This window comes from Erwinia sp. OLFS4, assembly GCF_002752165.1.
Lineage (GTDB): Bacteria > Pseudomonadota > Gammaproteobacteria > Enterobacterales > Enterobacteriaceae > Izhakiella.
Genome location: NZ_MOMB01000046.1, coordinates 1 through 15,796, shown reverse-complemented (window position 1 = coordinate 15,796; position 15,796 = coordinate 1). Strand labels below are relative to the sequence as shown.

The window sequence follows — 15,796 nt, the reverse complement described above, 5'->3', positions numbered from 1 at the left end:
ATGCAGAGTAAATTTCCTGATTTTTTTCTCAGGCCAATGGCGCTGGTGTTACCCGTTGTACTCACGCTGTCAGCCTGTTCGGTGGGGCCGGATTATCAGGCGCCGGCACCGCTAAGCGCCAGTCACTTTAATGCGCTGGCCAGCGATACCGGTTCAACGCCGCAAGCCAGCGCCATTAATCCGCAGTGGTGGAAAACCTTTAACGATCCCCAGCTTGATAACCTGATTAGCCGCGCCATCGCCGGTAATCTTTCGCTGCAGCAGGCGGTAATGCGCATTGCCGCGTCACGCCAGCAGGTTAACCAGGCACGAGGAGCATGGTTTCCCGGTGCCAGCGGTAATCTGCAGGTGACCCGCCAGCAGCCGGGACTGAAAGGTGAGCTGGAATCGAACGGGGTATACGACCAGGTTGAGCAGAACGCGCCGCAATACCGTTCGACACTCGACAGTCTGACCAAACCGGTTAACCTCTATCAGGGCAGTTTTGATGCCTCCTGGGAGCTTGATTTATGGGGTAAAGTCCGTCGTCAGGTTGAAATGGCACAGGCGCAGCAACAGCAGAACATTGAAAACCGTAACGATGCACTGGTGTCGCTTGAAGCGGAAGTTGCGCGTACTTACCTGCAACTGCGCGGTGCCCAGGCGATAACCCGTACCATTGAAACGCAGATTGAGGTTGCCCGCCAGACGCTGGCATTAACGCAAAGCCTGCAGCGTAACGGACTGTCACCGCTGACTGATGTGGAAAATGCCCGCGCTCAGTTAGGGTCGCTGCAGGCTCAGCTGCCGCAGTATCAGTCCCAGGTTCGTCAGGCGATGAACGGTCTGGCGGTACTGCTGGGCAATATGCCGGGCATGCTGGACGCTGAACTGGCCAGCGACAAAGCGCTGCCGGCGCTGCCGGCACACGTGGCGGTTGGCATTCCCGCCACGCTGGCACGTCGGCGTCCTGATGTGCGCGCCGCTGAAGCCCGACTGCACGCCGCAACGGCAAATATCGGCGTGTCGGTGGCTCAGATGTTTCCTGACCTGTCGCTGAGCGGCCAGTTCGGCGTACGTAATACCGATGCCAGCTATCTGGATAACTGGAGCAGCCATTTTTACAGCTTTGGTCCGGCAGTCAGTCTGCCACTTTTCCAGGGCGGGCGTCTGGTGTCCAGCGTCAGGCTGGCTCGCGCCGACCAGGCCGCGGCGGCGCTCGGCTATCGCCAGACGGTGCTGACTGCGCTACAGGATGTGGAGAATGCGCTGGTCAGTTATCATGCCGATCAGCAGCGGGTAGCGGGTCTGAGTGATACGGTGGCAGCACAGCAGAGCGCGTTTGAACTGGCGCGTGACAGCTATAGCAAAGGGCTCAGCAACTTTATCGGCGTGCTGGATGCACAACGCCAGCTGGCACAAACCCGTCAGCAGCTGGTCTCTGCCCGTATGCAGACTAGCGTTGATTTAGTGGCACTTTACAAAGCACTTGGCGGTGGATGGGAGCCGTATCAGCACGTTCAGCTACCTGAATTTCCGCTGTTTGGTGCCGCAGTTCGCGGTTAATCATTGTGCGGTGTGGTAAAGGCCGGTGGCAGCAGCCCCTGCTGGCGTAGCGTCCGGCTGTGACGCATCGCGGTTTCGGTTTCACAGCCAGCATATTCAGCAATTTCCCGCCAGGTAAACTCATAACCGGGCCAGCGTTGGTACAGCGTGCGGATGCTGGTCAGGACCCGTTGCTGTGAGCGTTCATACGCCATACTGGCCAGTCGTTTTTCCGCCATGGCCAGATCCTGAGCCAGTCGCTGAATGAGATAGCGGTTGAGGGCCGGATACTTTTGCAAAAAGCTTTCCGGCTGGTAAGGGGTAATGCGCGTGACGCTGGCTGTACGCTGTACCCGCGAAGAACAGTGATAAAACATGTCGCCAAACAGGCTACGAAAACCGAAGAAGTCGCCCGGTGTAAACAGCCGCATCAGACAGACCTTGCCATTCTCCTGTAAATGATAAAGCCCCACCAGACCGCTGTGCAGATAATAAAACGAAGCGGCTTCATTATGCTGTGGGTAGATATGATGCTGCCGCGGCAGGTTGTCAAAACGGGTAAGGGTGGCATGGGGTGAATTATGCAAGGTCGCAAACAGCGGCGCACCGTCTTCGTTGAGTTCTCCGCTGCTGGCACTGATTTTCATGCTGATTTCCGCCGGTTGTTACTGAGATAAATTAGCATATCACGTCGTTAATCAAAGCACTCCTGGCATAAGGCTTACGGGCCGCGTCATAGGATGGTGACAATTTTTTGTCTGATTGAAATCATCTTCAGTATTTTCATTGTAAACAAAATAAATGTTCTGTCATTTGCCTGACTTCTGAAGGTTAATAGCCAGTAAATACGGTGTTACCTCTCATTTTTATCGATTAAAACCGGCTAAGTGCGATCGGCTTATCAAAAATTAATTTCAGTTATGCCTGTTAGTGAAATAAATGATCTATTTTCTAGAATCCTGCCAGGGATTGGCATCAAAACAAGTGCCTTTAACCGTGGTTTAATCTGTCAGACGGGATATGTCATGAGTAAAGAACAGTACCTTACACTGAATAAAGCGTCCGGCCCGAACAGTAACAGTCGTACGGAGCCCTTTGTCAAAGTGATTGCCTGTATCGCTACCCTCGGCGGCCTGCTGTTCGGCTATGATACCGGCGTCATCTCAGGTGCACTGTTATTTATGGGCCCTGAACTGCATTTAACCCCCTTTACTATGGGTCTGGTGACCAGCTCTCTGCTGTTTGGTGCCGCTTTTGGCTCGCTGTTTTCCGGCTATTTTGCCGCGGCCGCCGGACGTAAAAAAATCATCACGCTGCTGGCGGTAATTTTTGCCGTAGGGGCGCTTGGCACGGCGCTGGCACCCGACGTGCACTGGATGGTTTTCTTTCGCTTACTGCTTGGGGTGGCTGTCGGCGGGGCATCGGCGACGGTACCGGTTTATATTGCAGAGATTGCGCCAGCTAACCGGCGCGGTCAGCTGGTGACAATGCAGGAGTTTATGATTGTCTCCGGACAGCTGCTGGCTTATATGTCCAATGCCGGTTTTAATGCGCTCTGGGGTGGGGCGGATACCTGGCGCTGGATGCTGGCGGTGGCAACCCTGCCTGCCGTAATGCTGTGGATTGGCATGCTGTTTATGCCGGACTCCCCGCGTTGGTACGCCATGAAAGGGCGCCTTGCCGAAGCACGTAAAGTACTGGAGCGCACCCGCGCGCGCGATGACGTTGAGTGGGAACTGACCGAAATCGAAGAAACCTTGCAGGATGATGAACTGCAGGGGAAACCCCGGCTGCGTGAACTTAAAAAACCCTGGCTGTTTAAATTGTTTCTGATTGGTATCGGCGTGGCGGTGATTCAGCAGACCTCCGGCGTTAACACTATCATGTATTACGCACCGACCATGCTCACCAGTATCGGAATGAGTGACAATGCGGCACTGGTAGCTACTATTGCGAATGGCGTTATCTCGGTGCTGATGACCTTTGTTGGTATCTGGCTGCTGGGACGCATCGGCCGCCGGCCAATGGTGATGATTGGCCAGTTTGGCTGCACCTGCTGTCTGCTGTTTATTGGCTGCATTTGTTATTTTATGCCGGAAGGTAACCATGCCCATCCGGATATGCTGCGGGGCTATATGGTGCTGCTGGGCATGCTAATGTTTCTCTGTTTTCAGCAGGGGGCGTTGTCGCCGGTGACCTGGCTGCTGCTGTCGGAAATCTTTCCGACCCGTCTGCGCGGTATTTTTATGGGCGGGGCGGTATTTGCCATGTGGATCGCCAACTTCCTTATTTCGCTCTCTTTCCCGCTGCTGCTTGCCAGCGTCGGTCTGGCGGGGGCGTTCTTTACCTTTACCCTGGTAGGTATATGCGGCGCGTTTTTCGTGCTGCGCTGTATCCCGGAAACGCGCAACCGTTCGCTGGAACAGATTGAACATTATTTGCACGAATGGCTGAGTGACGCTGCGCCGCCGCGTCAGCAGCGTCTGGCTGAGCGTAAAGCCAGAAGCAGCATATAAACAGCAGATAATGACAGGAGGTGCTTAGCACCTCTTATTCAGTAGATTGGCCGGCCGGCGTGGGTGTGACTTATGGTACTGATTGCCGGCTGCAGTCAGGCAGTACAGCGGCGCAACAGAAAAAGCGTAACAACTTCAGGCGATCCTGATGTCAGGCTGTGGCATAATGTGGCCAAATTCATCTATCCGCTAATGAAGGCAATTTCGTGCTGGTTTCCAACAATGTCACCATGCAGTTTGGCAGCAAACCACTGTTTGAAAATATCTCGGTTAAATTTGGCGGCGGTAATCGCTATGGGCTGATTGGCGCTAACGGCAGTGGCAAGTCCACCTTTATGAAAATTCTTGGTGGCGATCTGCAACCGACCAACGGTAATGTTGCTCTCGATCCCAATGAGCGCATAGGTAAACTGCGCCAGGATCAGTTTGCCTTTGAACATTTCAGCGTGCTGGACACGGTGATTATGGGGCATGCGGAGCTGTGGCAAGTCAAGCAGGAACGCGATGGTATCTATGCGCTGGCGGAAATGAGCGAAGAAGATGGTTACCGGGTCGCTGATCTTGAAGTGAAGTATGGCGAAATGGACGGTTATACGGCTGAAGCCCGGGCCGGGGAGCTGTTACTTGGTGTGGGGATTCCGCTGGAGCAGCACTATGGCCCGATGAGCGAAGTGGCACCGGGCTGGAAGCTGCGCGTACTGCTGGCGCAGGCCTTGTTCTCCGATCCTGATATTCTGCTGCTGGACGAACCAACCAACAACCTCGACATCGACACTATTCGCTGGTTGGAAAACGTGCTTAATGAGCGTGACAGCACCATGATCATTATCTCGCATGACCGCCATTTCCTGAATATGGTTTGTACCCACATGGCCGACCTTGATTATGGCGAGCTGCGGGTTTATCCCGGTAACTATGATGAGTATATGACGGCAGCCACTCAGGCGCGTGAACGTCTGCTGGCAGATAACGCCAGGAAAAAAGCGCAAATTGCCGAGCTTCAGTCATTTGTCAGCCGTTTTAGTGCTAACGCCTCTAAATCGCGTCAGGCAACATCGCGTGCGCGTCAGATGGATAAAATCAAGCTGGATGAAGTAAAAGCTTCCAGCCGGCAGAACCCGTTTATCCGTTTTGAACAGGATAAAAAGCTGTTCCGCAATGCGCTGGAAATTGACAATCTCAGTAAAGGTTTTGATCAGGGGCCGCTGTTTAAAGAGGTAAAACTGCTGCTGGAAGTGGGCGAAAAGCTGGCGGTGCTCGGCGCTAACGGTATTGGTAAAACCACGTTGCTAAAAACGCTGGTCGGCGATCTGACACCGGACAGCGGCAGCATAAAATGGTCTGAGAACGCGCGGATTGGCTATTATGCCCAGGATCACGCCGACGATTTCGCCAGCGATCTGACGGTGTTCGACTGGATGAGCCAGTGGAAACAGCCTGGTGATGATGAACAGGCTGTGCGCAGTATCCTCGGCCGCCTGCTGTTTGGTCAGGATGACATTAAAAAACCGGCCAGGGTGCTGTCCGGTGGCGAAAAAGGTCGCATGCTGTTTGGCAAACTGATGATGCAGCGGCCTAATATTCTGATTATGGATGAACCGACCAACCACCTGGATATGGAATCCATCGAATCACTGAATATGGCGCTTGAACTGTTTGAAGGTACGTTGATTTTTGTTTCGCACGACCGTGAATTTGTCAGCTCTCTGGCAAACCGCATTATTGAACTGCGGCCGGGCCGCGTGATTGATTTCAGCGGTAACTACGAAGATTATCTGCGTAGCCAGGGCGTAGGCTGATTGTTTGCGGTGTAAGCATGTGCCTGTCAGGATGTCCGGTGAAAGCCGCCTGGCAGGTTTATATTACCTTGTGTTGATGGCGGTTGTGTTTTCCTTCTGAAATTCGTCGTGCCGGCTGACGATATCCGTATTGCCTCGGTTTACGCGTTTGGTTGAGGTGCAGATAACTGCATATTTGCATCTTAAAAACCATGGAAGCCTCACTATGGTGGTTCCGCCGGTGCTGGCCTATGGCGATGAAGGTTATCCACCCCAAATTCCTCCGGGTGCAACAATGGTTTATACCGTGCGGATACGCGATATCAATGGTACTTCTGCACCGGCTGCGTCGACGGAGCATGACTGACAGGGAACGTTGTCAGCTGTATCACTGATTCTGACAGTAACCCGTGGATTATATGGCTATTTGTCAGACATTTTTCTTAGCGTTGCTCTGTTTTCGAACATGCGGTGAAAATAATAAAGCCCGGGCTGATTTTCCCACGATGAATAAGCGTAAAATCATTCAGGCCTGCGGTTCCCCTCAGGCCTGACCGCAGACTTCACAGTGGGGATCTTTTTGCAGCGTCATCTGGCGAAATTGCAGGGTCATAGCATCATAAAGCAACAGGGTGCCGCTTACCGCTTTGCCGTAGCCGGTCAGCAGGCGAATTGCTTCCATTGCCTGCAGGCTACCGATCACGCCAACCAGCGGCGCCATCACGCCGGTTTCAGCACAACTTAGCGTTTGCTCACCGAACAGCCGGCTGATGCAGCGATAACAGGGGGCGTCCGGCTGCCCGCTAAAGACGCTGATCTGTCCTTCCATACGAATGGCCGCGGCGGATACCAGCGGCAGGCGCCGTTCATAACACAGGCGGTTGAGCTGTTCGCGTGTGCTAAGGTTATCGCTGCAGTCGAGCACCAGATGCTGGCGCTGCAGTAATTGTGTCAGCTGCTGATCGTCATAATGCGCATCAATTGCGTCCACGGCGATCAGCGGATTGAGTTCGGTCAGCCGGCGACGGGCTGAAATCACCTTCGCTTCACCGATGGTTGCCTGGCTGTGCAGTACCTGACGCTGCAGATTTGACAGTGAGACGCGATCAAAATCAAGCAGTGTCAGGGTGCCGATACCGGCACCGGCGAGATACTGAGCGGCAGCGCAGCCTAGCCCACCCAGACCGACGATCAGTACCCTGGCCGCCTTTAACGCTTCCTGTCCGTCAAAGTCAAAACCGCGTAGCATAATCTGCCGGTTGTAGCGCAGCATCTCGTCATCGCTCAGCCGCTCGGCCATTCAGTCCTCCAGTAATGCATTAAACGGCTCGATTTCCACCCATTCTCCTGGCTGAACGTTGGCGCGTTCGCGCTCAAGCACAATAAAACAGTTAGCCTGACTGAATGAACTGAAAATATGTGAACCTTGCGGGCCGGTGCTGTGGACTTCCAGTTCGCCCTGGGCGTTACGTTCAACTCTGCCGCGCTGGAAATCAAGGCGTCCGGCTGATTTTTTCAGCAGGCTGGCTGCGCGTACGCGCTGCCGCGGCGGAAAGATTGCATCCCGCTGGCCGCCGAGTCTCGCCAGCAGCGGCTGTACCAGCTGATAAAACGTGACGGTGGCGGAGACCGGATTGCCCGGCAGACCGCAGAACCAGCTGTGTGCCAGCCGGCCAAACGCGAAGGGTTTCCCCGGTTTAATTGCCAGTTTCCAGAAGGTAATTTCGCCCAGTTCCTCAAGAATGGCTTTGGTGTAATCGGCTTCACCTACCGACACGCCACCGGTGCTGATCACCACATCGGCTTCGCGGTCAGCCTGCAGAAAGGCGCTACGTAAGGCATCGGGATCGTCAGCAATAATTCCCAGATCGATGACCTGACAGCCAAGTTTATCCAGCATCAGGCTGACGGTCAGGCGATTGGTATCATAGATTTGTCCTGCTGCCAGCGGTTGGCCGGGGGGACAGAGTTCATCACCGGTGGAAAACAGAGCCACTTTTAGCGGACGTAATACTTCGACGTCGGCAATTCCCAGTGATGCCAGCAGCGGTAAACTGGCGGCACCCAGACGTACACCGGCCTCCAGTACTTTATCACCCTGACGCAGATCTTCCCCGGCCAGGCGAATATGCTGCCCGGCGCTAACCGGGGTGGTAAAGCGGATTTTATCGCCGTGGCTTTCCGTTTCTTCCTGCATAACCACAGCGTCAGTACCAGGGGGCAGGGGAGCGCCAGTCATAATACGGATACAGCTACCTGCAGGCCACTCTCCTTGCCAGGGGCTGCCGGCAAAGACTTTACCCGCCACACTGAGGCTATCCTCATGGGTAAGGTCGGCCAGCCGCACGGCATAACCATCCATGGCGGCATTGGCAAAGGGGGGGACGTTCACCGGTGATATCACCGGCCCGGCAGTAATATGCTGAGCCGCGCCGCGCAGGGCAACCCGCTGGCGAGTGGTGACCGGAGTCAGGTCTGCCTGCATGGTGTTGAGCGCCTCATCAAGTGAAATGAGGCCGGCAGTAAAGTTCTCCATTATTTCTCCAGATTGATCCGCTGGATGGTGCTGTTGCAGTTGGTTAACCTATTATCGCCTGAATCGGTAAGCGGAATGAAGCACAACCGCTTTTTTATGCGTCAGGCGCACGAAACGCTATAAGTTAAAACCAAGCGTTATTATCAACAGATAACGTTTCTTCTTTACATCCTTCTGTCGCCTACCTATAGTCAAAAATTAGACGATCTATAAAGTAAAATAATCTAACCTGGTGTTTTTTAAAATGATTTAGGTCTGTTAGCCGTCATCGCTGGCGGCAATGCGACAGGGCGAAGGTATGACGGAAAATTCACAAACCGGGATGGCCGCCGATCAGGTGCTGGCAGTCACCAACCTCAGCGTCAGCTTTCAGCGCGATGGCGAACGTATTCAGGCGGTAAATAATATATCGCTTTCAGTCAGACGGGGTGAAACGCTGGCGATTGTTGGCGAATCGGGTTCGGGAAAGTCGGTGACTTCACTGGCCCTTATGCGTCTGGTTGAGCAGGGAGGCGGCATCATTGACCAGGGAGAAATGTGGCTGCGGCGGCGCGATAACAGCCTGTTGAATCTGGCCAGCGCGTCGCCTCACCTGCTACGTCGGGTGCGCGGCGCAGATATGGCCATGATTTTTCAGGAGCCAATGACCTCGCTTAATCCGGTTTTTCCGGTGGGTGAGCAGATCGCCGAATCGATTCGTTTACATCAGGGAAAAAGCCATCAGGCGGCAAGACGGGAAGCCTTACAGCTGTTGGATCGGGTGCGTATTCCCGACGCGCGTAATTTGCTCGATCGTTTTCCTCACCAGCTTTCCGGAGGCATGCGCCAGCGGGTGATGATTGCCATGGCGTTATCCTGCCGTCCGGCGTTGCTGATTGCCGATGAACCAACCACCGCCCTGGACGTTACGGTACAGGCACAGATTCTGTCGCTGATCCGCTTACTGCAAAAAGAGATGGAAATGGGGGTGATTTTTATTACCCATGATATGGGCGTGGTGGCAGAAATGGCTGACCGCGTACAGGTGATGTATCGCGGTGAGCGAGTGGAACAAGGTCCGGTAAAACAAATTTTTAGCGCGCCTGGTCATGCTTATACCCGCGCGCTGCTGGCGGCGGTGCCTAAACTGGGTGCGATGCGGGGTAAAGCCTTTCCACAAAAGTTTCCGCTGCCTGAACCCTCGCCGACGGCACCCGCAGACAGCGAACAGGATACCGTTAATCGCGCCAGCGGGCCGGTATTACAGGTTCGTAATCTGACCACCAGGTTTGATTTACGCAGCGGCTTATTTAATCGCGTTACCCGTCGGGTGCATGCGGTGGAAAATGTCAGTTTCGATTTAATGCCCGGTGAAACTCTGGCACTGGTGGGTGAATCCGGTTGTGGAAAATCGACCACCGGGCGTTCGCTACTGCGGCTGGTTAAAAGTCAAGGGGGAACCATCACTTTTAACGGTCAGCGCATTGACAATCTGCGTGGGGCAGCGCTGGCCCACCTGCGGCGTGATATACAGTTTATTTTTCAGGATCCTTACGCCTCCCTTGATCCACGGCTAACGGTGGGATATTCCATTATGGAACCGCTGCTGGTGCACGGTATCGAACGGGGTGCGGCTGCCCAGGCGCGGGTGGCGATGCTGCTTGAGCGGGTAGGATTACAGCCGCAGCATGCCTGGCGTTATCCGCACCAGTTCTCAGGTGGTCAGCGTCAGCGTATCTGTATCGCGCGCGCACTGGCGCTTAATCCCAAAGTGGTTATCGCTGACGAAGCGGTTTCGGCGCTGGATGTGTCAATTCAGGCGCAGATTATCAATCTGATGCTGGACCTGCAGCGGGAATTTGGTATTGCGTTTTTATTTATCTCACATGATATGGCGGTGGTGGAGCGGATCAGTCATCGGGTGGCGGTAATGTATCTTGGACAGATTGTTGAAATAGGCCCGCGTCAGGCGGTGTTTGAACATCCGCAGCATCCCTATACCCGCAAGCTGATGTCGGCAGTACCGGTGGCAGACCCGACGGTACGGCGTCGGGACGCGCTGTTGCAGGTTGATGAAATCCCCGGTGCTATTCGTGCTGCGGGCGATGTGCCGGAAAGCATACCGTTGCGTGAAGTGTCGCCGGACCATTTTGTTGCCCGTCACGTTGGCGACGGGTTTTAGCAAATTCATGGGTTTAATAAGACAGGGTATTACAGGAGAAAAAGTACAATGATGAAAGCATCACGCAAATGGCAGCTGGCGCTGGGCTTAGTCAGCGCCGCTGCACTCTCACCTGCCTGGGCAGCAAAAGACATTACCGTTGCCGTCGGGTCAAATTTTACCACCCTGGATCCCTACGACGCGAATGACACGCTGTCGCAGGCGGTGGCAAAATCGTTCTACGAAGGATTGTTCGGTTTTGATAAGGACATGAAACTGGAAAATGTGCTGGCGCAGAGTTATCAGGCCAGTCCCGATGGCCTGAGTTACACCATCAGGCTGCGTCCTGGGGTAAAGTTTCAGGATGGCACTGACTTTAATGCCAGTGCGGTGAAAGTGAACCTCGACAGAGCCAGCAATCCCGACAATCACCTTAAGCGCTACAATTTGTTTAAAGCCATCGATAAGACGGAAGTGGTGGATGACAACACCGTGAAGGTGACGCTGAAACAGCCGTTTTCGGCTTTTATCAATACGCTTGCCAGCCCGGTGGCGGCGATGATTTCGCCGGCGGCGCTGAAAAAATATGGTAAAGATATTGGTTTTCATCCGGTTGGCACCGGTCCTTACCAGTTCGCACTGTGGAACCAGACGGATTTTGTCAAAGTAACCCGTTTCCCTGGTTACTGGCATAAAGGTTATCCGAAGCTGGACAGCATTACCTGGCGGCCGGTGGTTGATAACAATACCCGTGCGGCCATGCTGCAGACCGGTGAGGCTGACTTTGCATTTCCCATTCCTTATGAGCAGGCGCCGCTACTGGAAAAAAGCAGCAAAGTGGATCTGGTCTCTACGCCGTCCATTATGCAGCGTTATATCAGCCTTAACGTGACGCAAAAGCCGTTTGATAACCCCAGGGTTCGTGAAGCGCTTGAGTATGCCATTAATCGGCCGGCGCTGGTCAAAGTGGCGTTTGCCGGTTATGCCACGCCGGCTACCGGTATTCTGCCACCGGCTATCCAGTTTTCCCGCACTTATCCGGCCTATGAGTACAATCCGGCGAAAGCCCGTGAATTGTTAAAACAAGCGGGTTACCCCGAGGGTTTCACCACCACCCTCTGGTCGTCACATAATCACAGTACGGCGCAGAAAGTATTGCAGTTTACCCAGCAGCAGCTGGCTCAGGTCGGGGTTAAGGTGCAGGTCAGGGCGATGGATGCTGGTCAGCGTTCGGCGGAAGTAGAAGGTAAGGGGCAAAAAGAGAGTGGGGTCAGGATGTTTTATACTGGCTGGTCAGCGTCGACCGGCGAAGCTAACTGGGCGCTGGCACCGTTATTTGCGACAGCTTCCTGGCCACCGGCCATCTTTAATACGGCGTTTTACAGTAACAAACAGGTGGATCAGGACCTTGATGAGGCGCTGAAAACCACCGATAACGATAAAAAGGCCGCGCTGTATAAAGATGCCCAGGATCGCATCTGGAATGACCATCCGTGGATCCCGCTGGTGGTAGAAAAACTGGTGTCGGCCAAAAGTAAAAAGCTCAGCGGCTTTTATGTTATGCCTGACACGGCCTTTAGTTTTGATGAGGCCGACGTGAAATAAGCGAGTACGCGCCGCCGCTGAACGCCACGGCGGCGCGCCATGGATAGACGCATGTTTAATTACTTTATCAAGCGCCTCGCCGGACTGATCCCAACGCTGCTGATTGTGGCGGTGCTGGTATTCCTGTTTGTGCATTTTTTACCGGGAGACCCGGCGCGGTTAATTGCCGGACCGGAGGCAGACGCAACGGTGGTGGCAATGGTGCGTCAGCAGCTGGGACTCGATCAGCCGCTGACTACGCAATTCTGGCATTTTATCAGTCATGCGCTGCGGGGCGATTTTGGTGATTCGATGGTATCGAAAAGGCCGGTTTCAGTTGAAATCGCTTCACGTTTTCTGCCAACGCTCTGGCTCACGATGTCCAGCATGGTCTGGTCGGTGATCGTTGGCATGGCAATTGGCATTATTTCTGCCGTGTGGCGTAACCGCTGGCCGGATCGGCTGGGGATGACGCTGGCGGTGTCAGGCATCTCTTTTCCTGCTTTTGCCCTCGGCATGCTGCTGATGCAGGTCTTTTCCGTACAACTCGGCTGGTTGCCCACCGTCGGTGCTGACAGCTGGCAGCACTATATTTTACCCTCGCTGACTCTGGGCGCAGCGGTAGCCGCGGTAATGGCGCGTTTTACCCGCGCATCCTTTGTGGAGGTGATGCAGGAAGATTATATGCGTACCGCGCGAGCCAAAGGGGTGCGTGAAAGCCTGGTGGTGCTGAAACACGGATTGCGTAACGCCATGATCCCGGTGGTCACCATGATGGGGCTGCAGTTTGGTTTTTTGCTGGGTGGCTCGATTGTGGTGGAAGTGGTGTTTAACTGGCCGGGATTGGGACGGTTGTTAGTGGATTCCGTCGAAATGCGTGATTATCCGGTGATTCAGGCCGAAATTCTGCTGTTTTCGCTGGAATTTATTCTTATTAATCTGCTGGTCGATATGCTTTATGCGGCGATTAATCCGGCTATTCGCTATGAGTAAGGGTGCATAATGAAAAACTGGCGACGTCGCGCGCTGCTTTCGGCGATGCCTGTGGTACCCGCTACGCGTGTCCGCACGCCCTGGCATGAATTCTGGCGGCGCTTTTGCCGGCAGCCGCTGGCTGTCACCGCCGGCTTGTTTGTGCTGGTACTGATTGTGCTGGCAGTGTTTGCACCGGCACTGGCGCCGTTCGACGCTGAAAATTATTTTGATTATGATCGTCTGAATCAGGGGCCTTCAGCGCTGCACTGGTTTGGTGTTGACGCCCTGGGGCGTGATATTTTCAGTCGGGTGCTGGTGGGGACGCGGATCTCGCTGATTGCCGGCTTTTTATCGGTGGCTATCGGGGCGGTAATCGGCATTTTTCTTGGGCTGCTGGCCGGTTATTATGAAGGCTGGTGGGATCGGCTTATTATGCGTATCTGCGATGTCCTGTTTGCCTTTCCCGGCATTTTGTTAGCTATCGCCGTGGTGGCGATGATGGGCAGCGGTATCTCAAATGTGATTGTTGCCGTGGCTATTTTTAGCGTTCCGGCTTTTGCCCGTCTGGTGCGTGGTAATACCTTAGTACTTAAATATATGACTTATATTGAGTCAGCACGCAGTATTGGCGCGTCAGATATGACGATTATCTGGCGGCATATTTTGCCGGGAACCGTTTCGTCAATAGTGGTCTATTTCACTATGCGGATTGGTACGTCAATTATTTCCGCCGCCAGCCTCTCTTTTCTTGGTCTTGGCGCACAACCGCCGACGCCAGAGTGGGGAACCATGCTGAATGAAGCGCGTGCCGATATGGTGATGGCGCCGCACGTGGCGATTTTTCCCAGCCTGGCGATTTTTCTGACGGTCCTGGCGTTTAACCTGCTGGGTGACGGCTTGCGAGACGCGCTGGACCCTAAGCTGAAAAACTAAGGCCGGCAGAGGAAACCCGGATTAGCCAAAAATTCTGTTCGGGCAGGCGTTAGCGCTGATGCGACGGGCAATAAGCGCATCCGCAAGTATACGGCTGATGCGCTTAAGGCTGTGTCAGCCTAACAGCGGCTGGCCCAGAGGTCGTATTCGTCGGCGTGCTCGACGCGAGCGCGCACAATGTCACCGGCTTTTACGTTACGTTCGCCATTGAGGTAAACCGCGCCGTCGATCTCCGGGGCGTCAGCCATGCTGCGGCCAATGGCGCCATCGTTATCCACTTCATCAATGATAACCAGAATTTCACGTCCCACTTTTTCCTGCAGGCGTTCTGCTGATATCTGTTGTTGTAGCTGCATAAACCGATCGTAGCGTGCCTGCTTGACCTCTTCTGGCACCGGGTCGGGCAGCTGATTGGCACTGGCGCCTTCCACCGGGCTGTAGCGAAAACAGCCGACCCGATCCAGACGTGCCGCTGTGAGAAAATCGAGCAGCATCTGGAAGTCTTCTTCGGTTTCACCAGGAAAGCCGACGATAAAGGTGGAACGCAGCGTCAGCTCCGGGCAGATTTCGCGCCAGCGCTTTATCCGCTCAAGGGTCCGTTCAACGGCGCCTGGGCGCTTCATCAGTTTTAGTATTCGCGGGCTGGCGTGCTGCAGCGGAATGTCGAGATAAGGCAGGATTTTGCCTTGTGCCATCAGTGGAATGACGTCATCGACGTGGGGATAGGGATAGACATAATGCAGACGTACCCATACCCCCAGTTTTGCCAGCTGTTCACACAGGCTGACCATACTGGTTTTGACCGGTGCGCCGTTCCAGAAACCGGTACGATGTTTGACATCGACGCCATAGGCAGAGGTATCCTGAGAAATAACCAGCAGCTCTTTTACCCCGGATTCCACCAGACGTCTGGCTTCATCAAGTACGTTACCAACCGGCCGGCTATCGAGATCGCCACGCATGGAGGGAATAATACAGAAGGTACAGCGGTGATTACAGCCTTCCGAAATTTTCAGGTAAGCGTAGTGGCGTGGCGTCAGCTTAACCCCTTGTTCAGGGACCAGACTGATAAACGGGTCATGTTTGGGTTTGGGCACGTAATGATGAACGTGTGACAGCACTTGTTCATAACTGTGCGGCCCGGTTATCTCCAGTACTTTCGGATGTACTTCACGAATCTGGTTTTCTTTGGCGCCGAGACAGCCGGTGACAATGACTTTGCCATTTTCGTTCAGCGCTTCGCCGATGGCTTCCAGCGATTCCTGGACCGCGCTGTCGATAAAGCCGCAGGTGTTAACGATGACCAGTTCCGCGTCATCATAACTTGGCACCACCTGATAGCCTTCGTTGCGTAATTCGGTGAGAATGCGTTCAGAATCAACCAGATTCTTTGGGCAACCCAATGATAAAAAACCAATCTTAGCCATTTCGTTATACTGTACATTGCTCGGAAAACGCGGAGTATACAACACGGCTAAACTTTATTCACACCCCTGTATGCCGGTCAGCAAACACAGTCATACACATTTTTATCAATTTTATACAATCAAAGCGTTTTTTGTTATGATTTCACAGGCGTTTATGGATTAAACCGATGAAATAATATCAGGGAAGAAATAATGAAAACATTTGGGTGATGCCTCCAATTAGTAGAACATGTGTTTCTCGATAAACGCTCCAATGACTTTTTCGTGGATCTCAACTGAGCGCGAAAAGCAGATTGTTTTACGAGCCAACCGTTTAATGCGGGTGCGGAGCGTCAGGTTATTACGTTCAATGCGTTGGGTGAAAATTTTGCCCGTCAGATGCT

Annotated in this window: 13 protein-coding genes; 8 read left to right on the top strand and 5 right to left on the bottom strand. The window is 53.8% G+C overall.

Annotated elements, in window-relative coordinates:
* Positions 1-1,545 carry an efflux transporter outer membrane subunit gene (locus tag BL249_RS07675; RefSeq protein WP_099706955.1) on the top strand — a complete coding sequence of 515 codons (1,545 nt, stop codon included), beginning with the start codon at positions 1-3 and terminating at the stop codon, positions 1,543-1,545.
* Here the strand turns inward: BL249_RS07675 and BL249_RS07670 are convergent.
* On the bottom strand, positions 1,542-2,171 hold the full coding sequence (locus BL249_RS07670) for a Crp/Fnr family transcriptional regulator (protein WP_099706954.1): 630 nt from the start codon (positions 2,169-2,171) through the stop codon (positions 1,542-1,544). The genes BL249_RS07675 and BL249_RS07670 overlap by 4 nt on opposite strands.
* A 378-nt stretch (positions 2,172-2,549) precedes the next feature.
* Here BL249_RS07670 and BL249_RS07665 point away from each other — a divergent pair, with 378 nt between their 5' ends.
* The 3 genes from BL249_RS07665 to BL249_RS07655 all read left to right on the top strand — a co-directional run bounded on the left by BL249_RS07665 (position 2,550) and on the right by BL249_RS07655 (position 6,185).
* Positions 2,550-4,040, top strand: a complete 1,491-nt coding sequence (locus BL249_RS07665; protein ID WP_099706953.1) for a sugar porter family MFS transporter — start codon at positions 2,550-2,552, stop codon at positions 4,038-4,040.
* Between the two features lie 206 nt (positions 4,041-4,246).
* Positions 4,247-5,839 carry an ABC-F family ATPase gene (locus BL249_RS07660; protein WP_099706952.1) on the top strand — a complete coding sequence of 531 codons (1,593 nt, stop codon included), beginning with the start codon at positions 4,247-4,249 and terminating at the stop codon, positions 5,837-5,839.
* 157 nt (positions 5,840-5,996) lie between these two features.
* Positions 5,997-6,185, top strand: coding sequence for an FKBP-type peptidyl-prolyl cis-trans isomerase (locus BL249_RS07655; protein ID WP_446717716.1), 189 nt, complete (start codon positions 5,997-5,999; stop codon positions 6,183-6,185).
* A gap of 177 nt (positions 6,186-6,362) precedes the next feature.
* Here BL249_RS07655 and moeB read toward each other — a convergent pair whose 3' ends face one another.
* Both moeB and moeA read right to left on the bottom strand, forming a co-directional pair.
* Positions 6,363-7,118, bottom strand: a complete 756-nt coding sequence (gene moeB / locus BL249_RS07650) for a molybdopterin-synthase adenylyltransferase MoeB (protein ID WP_099706950.1) — start codon at positions 7,116-7,118, stop codon at positions 6,363-6,365.
* Entirely contained in the window at positions 7,119-8,354 is a 1,236-nt protein-coding gene (moeA, locus tag BL249_RS07645) for a molybdopterin molybdotransferase MoeA (protein ID WP_099706949.1), read from the bottom strand. It abuts the gene before it with no gap.
* A 298-nt stretch (positions 8,355-8,652) separates the two neighbouring features.
* Between moeA and gsiA the strand changes: the two genes are divergently transcribed.
* From gsiA to gsiD, 4 genes are read left to right on the top strand one after another with little or no spacing between them, the layout of a single operon-like run.
* Positions 8,653-10,515, top strand: coding sequence for a glutathione ABC transporter ATP-binding protein GsiA (gsiA, locus tag BL249_RS07640; protein WP_446717715.1), 1,863 nt, complete (start codon positions 8,653-8,655; stop codon positions 10,513-10,515).
* A gap of 48 nt (positions 10,516-10,563) precedes the next feature.
* Positions 10,564-12,099, top strand: coding sequence for a glutathione ABC transporter substrate-binding protein GsiB (gsiB, locus tag BL249_RS07635; RefSeq protein ID WP_099706948.1), 1,536 nt, complete (start codon positions 10,564-10,566; stop codon positions 12,097-12,099).
* Positions 12,100-12,150: 51 nt separating this feature from the next.
* A complete protein-coding gene (gene gsiC, locus BL249_RS07630; protein ID WP_099706947.1) occupies positions 12,151-13,071 on the top strand; it encodes a glutathione ABC transporter permease GsiC in 921 nt (306 codons plus the stop codon).
* A 9-nt stretch (positions 13,072-13,080) separates the two neighbouring features.
* Complete coding sequence (gsiD, locus tag BL249_RS07625; RefSeq protein ID WP_099706946.1) at positions 13,081-13,986, top strand: glutathione ABC transporter permease GsiD; 906 nt, start codon at positions 13,081-13,083, stop codon at positions 13,984-13,986.
* A 119-nt stretch (positions 13,987-14,105) separates the two neighbouring features.
* Here the strand turns inward: gsiD and rimO are convergent, their stop codons facing one another.
* Positions 14,106-15,413: a 30S ribosomal protein S12 methylthiotransferase RimO gene (gene rimO, locus BL249_RS07620; protein WP_099707116.1), complete on the bottom strand. Its 1,308-nt coding sequence runs from the start codon at positions 15,411-15,413 to the stop codon at positions 14,106-14,108.
* A 219-nt stretch (positions 15,414-15,632) separates the two neighbouring features.
* A partial coding sequence (locus BL249_RS07615) for an IS1 family transposase (RefSeq protein ID WP_241898819.1) occupies positions 15,633-15,796 on the bottom strand: 164 nt, incomplete at its 5' end.